Below are 6,000 nucleotides of genomic sequence, written 5' to 3' on the forward strand. Positions count from 1 at the left end.
TACTATCGTCACTTCTGCTTGAGTCTTGATAGATAAATTTATTTAGGCTTCAATTGTTTGATCGCTGCATCAAAAAAACACGTAAACGTGAAATTTTTTCTCTATTAAATCTTTAAAACAACGTTCAATATTGCGCAATAGAGTTGACTGACGCATACTCACTAACTAAACAAATAACAATGAGTTGATGGAGTCAGAAATGGCGGAAGAAACTATCTTCAGTAAAATTATTCGTAAAGAAATTCCAGCTGATATTTTGTATCAAGATGATTTAGTCACAGCATTTCGTGATATCAATCCTCGTGCACCAAGCCATATCTTAATTATTCCCAATAAATTGATTCCAACAGTCAATGATGTGGAAGCAGATGATGAGTTGATGATGGGGCGTATGTTTACGGTTGCACGTCAATTAGCAGAAAAAGAAGGTGTAGCGGAAGATGGCTACCGTTTGATCGTTAATTGTAACCCTTATGGTGGACAAGAAGTTTACCATATTCATATGCACCTATTAGGCGGACGTCCTTTAGGGCCAATGCTAGTTGGCTAATCGTAGCGTGTTACTAACGTTATGTAATGGATGATAATTATCCGCTAAGAGACTAAAAGCTTGAGTATCCTAATTCTTCTTATTGAATATATGATATTCAGGCTTTTTTATTACAATTCATTGTTTATGTTTGCAGCTTATCAATAACGTCATTGGTAATAGTCGCTTACTAATATTAAATTTTCCGCGTTGTTATTTGATAGTAAATACTGATGTTTATATACGTTAGTCAGAACTTGGGAGTAATAGTGGAACGCACAATCAAAGTTGAATTTTTATAATGTTTCTCGGTATTTTTGATTGTCGCGCTACTTAGGAGACATGTAATGAAGTATGTAATGGCATTATTGTTAGCATTAATGATCACTGGGTGTAGCAGTGTTCATACTGGTATTAGTATTGAAAACAGTAATCAAAATGTCGTTATTGGTAACGCTGTTCTAGCACGTAGCTTAGTTTTTAAAGAAGCTCATATAACAAAAGTTAATGGTTTAATGAAAGCTTCTGTTGAGGCAGTGAATAAAGTTAACACAGATCTGAATTTGCAATACCGTTTTTATTGGTATGATGAGCAAGGTTTAGAGATCAGTGGTAGTGATGCCCCGTGGCATTCATTTGCTTTGGCTGGTAACGATAAAGTGATTTTACAAGGGGTAGCGGATAAAGCTGAAGCCACCCAATATCGTATTTACGTTCGCCGAGCAGCATACTGATTTAATATAAAATATTGTTAAGGTAAAACAATGAAAAAAAGCGTTCTTGCATTATTAGCGGCATCTTCGTTATTAGGTGGTTGTGCCCAAACTGTCGATTATGTGAATTCGCATTTACCAGATACTCCGTCGGTAAATTTTGGCTCTAATGATCTTGATAATACAGCATCGAAATTAACAACAAAGATGTTGTCATCACCGGCTGTGTCTTCAATTACAGCTGGCGGTCAACATCCAATTGTTATTGTTAATAATATTCAAAATAATACCAGTGAGCATGTTGATACAGCGTCGATGACTAACACGATTAAGTCTAAAATTTCACGTTCTGGTAAATTCAATTTAGTCGCTAAGTCTCGTGTTGATGCGGTGCGTAAGCAAATGAATTTTAGTGAAAATGATCGTTTTGTGAATCAAGGAACGGCGATTCAATTTGCTAAAATGACCGGTGCACAATATATGCTTTATGGCAATTTAACCAATACAAACAAGCGTCAAAATGGACAAAATGTCCCTTTCTATAAAATGACAATGCGCTTAATGGATACAAACTCAGGTTCAATTGAGTGGACTGATTCAGGGTTAGCACCTAAAAGTGAATCAAACTCTCAAGGTTGGTAATTTAGCTTAAATAATCTGGTAACAATGTTGAAATTATAATGAAAGATAACGAGCTTTTTGATCCGACATTACTGTCTTTGTTGCCAGATACAGAATTTCTAACAGCGAGCCCATTGGCTGGTGGTTTAACAAATCGCTGTTGGAAATTATCCCTTTATCATCCGTCCAAGAAGCAATCTGCTCATTATGTTTGGCGACCACTGACAACCATCACTCAAGTCTTTGGGGTAAATCGAACGCTCGAGTATCAGTTATTACGCATCGTTGAAGATTCTGAATTAGCGCCAAAACCGTATGCATTGTTAGACACTAATTCAAACAATAATGACCAAGTATTAATTGTAGATTGGCTCGAAGGTGAACAAGCCGATCAGCGGTTTACTGATCAGCAACTTTGTCAACTTCAGGCCCGCATTCATGCATTACCGCTTCCTACCCATCGTTTAGATATCAAACAACGTATTGAACATTACTGGCAAACGATTCCTGATGATTTAAAATCAAAACAATTAATGTCTATTTATCACTATTTTGATAAGCAAAAGATTAGTAATTACTTTCCTGATACCTGCTGTCATTTTGATTTAGGGCGTTACAATATTATTGTTCAAAATCGTGGTAGAGAGTCTCATTTTGCTTTAGATAATGCCAAAGTCATTGATTGGGAGTATGCCAGTGCTGGCGATCCTTCTTTTGATTTAACTATGACAATATTAGCCAATGCACTTAGCCCTGAAAAAGCGGTGCAAGATTATTGTTTGGCAAGAGAGGAGTCTGATATTACTTTGGTATCTACTGAGGTATTAAAGTGGTTAGAGGCGGTAAATTACTGGCAACCTTGGTGTGAGTACCTAGCATTACTGTGGTATTTGGTGGGTTATCAAGTTTGGCATGATGATGAATATTTACGGCAAGCTAAACAATTAGAGCTCAAGCTAAAACAAATGGCTACATAGAGACGTTATATTAAGTGTGAAACGTTTGTACAAGGAGATGTACTGATGTTGAAAAGAACGATAAGCATAATCTTTATTTGTGTGATGTTATCTGGTTGCACATTTAAATTGGTATACAATTCATTGGATTTCTGGATTGATTATTACTTATCAGATTATCTTGATTTGGACTCTCAACAACAGGGTGAGTTAGAGCAAGGTCTTGAAACTGCACTTGCACAGCATCGACAGCAACAATTAACCGTATTTCATAAGTTGATTTCTGCCTTACAAACGGATCTTAAAAAACCTTTAACGGCTGAACAAATCGCCAATTACCATCAGCGTTTTACGCAAGCAGGCGAAGCATCAGCTCTGGTTTTTGTGTCGCCGATCATTGATGTTGTTAAAACAATGAACACTTCGCAAATTACAATGAGTTTGCAAGCTATTGAAAAAGAGATGGCAGAGAGACGGGAAGAACGGTTATCGAAAAGCCCGCAACAACGATTGCAAGATCGCTATGATAAACTTAAAGATAAAAGCCAAGATTGGATTGGACGTTTAAATAAACAACAAAAACAGCTGATATTAAGCTTGGCACAATTGCAATTACAGCAATCTACAATGTTTCAAAACATAGCAATAGATAACTTGTCACAATTAACGACGATACTAAAACAGCGTAACCATGCGAAGTTTGTATCAAGTGTTGAGCAACAGGTGAAAAATATTATTTCTCTTAAAAATACGGATTATCAAGATCAACTTGATGAGTATTTAATCCAACGTTTTGTCATCATGAAACAGCTCAACGCGAGTTTAAGCCCACAACAGCGACGTCATTTACAAAGTGAGCTAACGTCATTGAGAAAAGATATCGCGGTGTTAATTCAAGAGAAGTAGCCCTGAGTAAGCATTCTTAAATGTGGGGCAATTTGCAAAGAAGATCATAGTTTTCATTATTATCCTGTTAAACCATATATAAAGTGGTAGATTTATAACGTCCTCTTTAAGGGCATGGATGATTTTAAATTTAAGCGAGAGGGAATTGATATGATTATTTATTTACATGGCTTTGATTCAACAAGCCCTGGTAATCATGAAAAGGTTTTGCAGTTACAATTTATCGATCCTGATATCCGCTTTGTAAATTACAGTACCCAACATCCAAAGCATGATATGCAGCATTTACTGAAAGAAGTCCATAAGTTGGTCGATGAGAGCAAAGATACAACGCCACTGATCTGCGGTGTTGGGCTAGGGGGCTATTGGGCAGAAAGAATTGGTTTTTTATGTGGCATTAAACAAGTCATTTTTAACCCAAATCTTCATCCGGAAAACAACATGGAAGGAAGAATTGATCGCCCAGAAGAATATACTGACATTATGACGAAATGCGTGGAAGATTTTCGTAAAAAAAATGCAGGTAATTGTCTTTGCATACTTTCAACTAATGACGAAGTATTAGATAATCAAACTACAAAAGATGAGCTAGATCAATTTTATGATATAGTGTGGGACGAAAATGAAACACATAAGTTTAAAAAGATCTCGCAACATCTACAAAAAATAAAAGCGTTTAAAGCGCAATAATAACGAAACATACTACCTCCTATACCTTAGACGGGTCATTGATCCGTCTACCTACACATATGTGGCTTAACTGGCTTCAGATTCCTTTTTGCCTAACAGTTTGCGTGCTCAACAAACAACCAAAACAGTCTGTTATGCAATTAGGTATTTGTCGGATTTAAAATTTATAAAATTAGAGAGGAAGTGATTTTGACTCGAATTATTGTTGTTGGAGGCGGTGCTGGTGGTTTAGAGCTTGCGACAAAGCTTGGACGTACTCTTGGTCGTAAAGGCCGTGCAGAGGTTACTTTAGTGGATCGTCGTGCAAGTCACTTATGGAAGCCATTACTACATGAAGTCGCAACGGGTTCATTAGATGCAGGTGTGGATGCTATCAGTTATCGTGCACATGCAAAAAACCATCATTTTGATTTTCAGATGGGCTCGTTAGAAGCCATTGATCGTGAAAATAAAACGATCACACTTGCCGCATTATTTGATAAGCAAAACGAGCTATTAGTCCCTGAGCGTACATTAGAATACGATATTCTTGTGTTAGCGATTGGTTCTACATCGAATGATTTTAATACTCCGGGTGTACGTGACCACTGTATTTTCCTTGATAGCCCAGAGCAAGCTCACCGTTTCCGTACTGAAATGAACAACCAATTCATGAAATTACATGGCAACAAAGAGCAAAAGACAGTTGATATTGCCATTGTTGGTGCGGGTGCTACGGGTGTTGAATTATCTGCAGAGCTTCACAATGCAGTACAAGAGTTACATAACTACGGCTTCGGTGATCTAGACAGTTCACGTTTGAATGTTAACCTTGTTGAAGCTGGCGATCGTATTTTGCCAGCATTGCCTCCGCGCATTTCTCAAGCGGCGCATAGCGAGTTAACGAAGCTGGGTGTAACCGTACGTACTGGTACTATGGTCACTAAGGCCGATGAAACCGGCTTAACTACAAAAGATGGCGATCATATTCCAGCACAAATCATGGTATGGGCTGCCGGTATCAAAGCACCTGATTTCATGAAAGATATTGCAGGGCTTGAAACGAACCGTATTAATCAGTTAGTAGTTAAACCAACGCTACAAACGACCCGTGATGATGATATTTATGTGATTGGTGATTTGGCATCTTGTGTGCAGGAAGATGGTTCATTTGTTCCCCCTCGTGCGCAAGCGGCACACCAAATGGCAAGTCGTTGTTTCTCAAACATTGTTGCGAAAATCACAGATCGTGAACAGAAACCGTATGTGTATAGCGATCATGGCTCGTTAGTATCACTAAGCCGTTTCTCAACTGTTGGTAGCCTAATGGGTAACCTATCAAAAGGTTCGATGATGGTAGAAGGGCGCATAGCACGTATGGTGTATATCTCACTATACCGTATGCACCAAATGGCATTGCATGGCATGTTTAAGACAGGACTTATTATGTTAGTAAGCCGTATTAACCGTGTACTTCGTCCAAGCTTAAAACTGCACTAAGTTAGTGATAGTGGTTTAATTAGTGACATAAAAAACGCCAGCATTTTTGCTTAATGCCGATCAGTTAAGACAAAAATGATCAGTTGAACGATCCTATAGATGTGTA

7 protein-coding genes are annotated in these 6,000 nt (G+C 37.8%); all 7 read left to right on the forward strand.

Translation table 11 applies throughout. The features are described 5' to 3' along the window. The first annotated feature begins 199 nt into the window (after nucleotides 1-199). The 7 genes from hinT (at nucleotide 200) to I3259_RS06345 (ending at nucleotide 5,894) form a co-directional block, all read left to right on the forward strand. The gene (hinT, locus tag I3259_RS06315; protein WP_238028840.1) at nucleotides 200-550 is read left to right on the forward strand and encodes a purine nucleoside phosphoramidase; all 351 of its coding nucleotides are present in this window, start codon (nucleotides 200-202) and stop codon (nucleotides 548-550) included. Nucleotides 551-876: 326 nt separating this feature from the next. Beyond that, complete coding sequence (locus I3259_RS06320) at nucleotides 877-1,263, forward strand: YcfL family protein (protein WP_238028841.1); 387 nt, start codon at nucleotides 877-879, stop codon at nucleotides 1,261-1,263. A gap of 30 nt (nucleotides 1,264-1,293) precedes the next feature. Continuing rightward, entirely contained in the window at nucleotides 1,294-1,884 is a 591-nt protein-coding gene (gene lpoB / locus I3259_RS06325; protein WP_238028842.1) for a penicillin-binding protein activator LpoB, read from the forward strand. A 38-nt stretch (nucleotides 1,885-1,922) separates the two neighbouring features. Further along, nucleotides 1,923-2,840 (forward strand): phosphotransferase, encoded by a 918-nt coding sequence (locus tag I3259_RS06330; RefSeq protein WP_238028843.1) that lies wholly within the window; start codon nucleotides 1,923-1,925, stop codon nucleotides 2,838-2,840. Nucleotides 2,841-2,963: 123 nt separating this feature from the next. Continuing rightward, nucleotides 2,964-3,725 (forward strand): DUF6279 family lipoprotein, encoded by a 762-nt coding sequence (locus I3259_RS06335; protein ID WP_238028844.1) that lies wholly within the window; start codon nucleotides 2,964-2,966, stop codon nucleotides 3,723-3,725. Nucleotides 3,726-3,875: 150 nt separating this feature from the next. Further along, nucleotides 3,876-4,415, forward strand: a complete 540-nt coding sequence (gene ycfP / locus I3259_RS06340) for an alpha/beta hydrolase YcfP (protein WP_238028848.1) — start codon at nucleotides 3,876-3,878, stop codon at nucleotides 4,413-4,415. A gap of 189 nt (nucleotides 4,416-4,604) precedes the next feature. Next, entirely contained in the window at nucleotides 4,605-5,894 is a 1,290-nt protein-coding gene (locus I3259_RS06345) for an NAD(P)/FAD-dependent oxidoreductase (RefSeq protein ID WP_238028845.1), read from the forward strand. The last annotated feature ends 106 nt before the right edge of the window (nucleotides 5,895-6,000 follow it).

It is taken from the genome of Photobacterium sp. Ph5 (genome assembly GCF_022129445.1).
Classification (GTDB): Bacteria; Pseudomonadota; Gammaproteobacteria; order Enterobacterales; family Vibrionaceae; genus Photobacterium.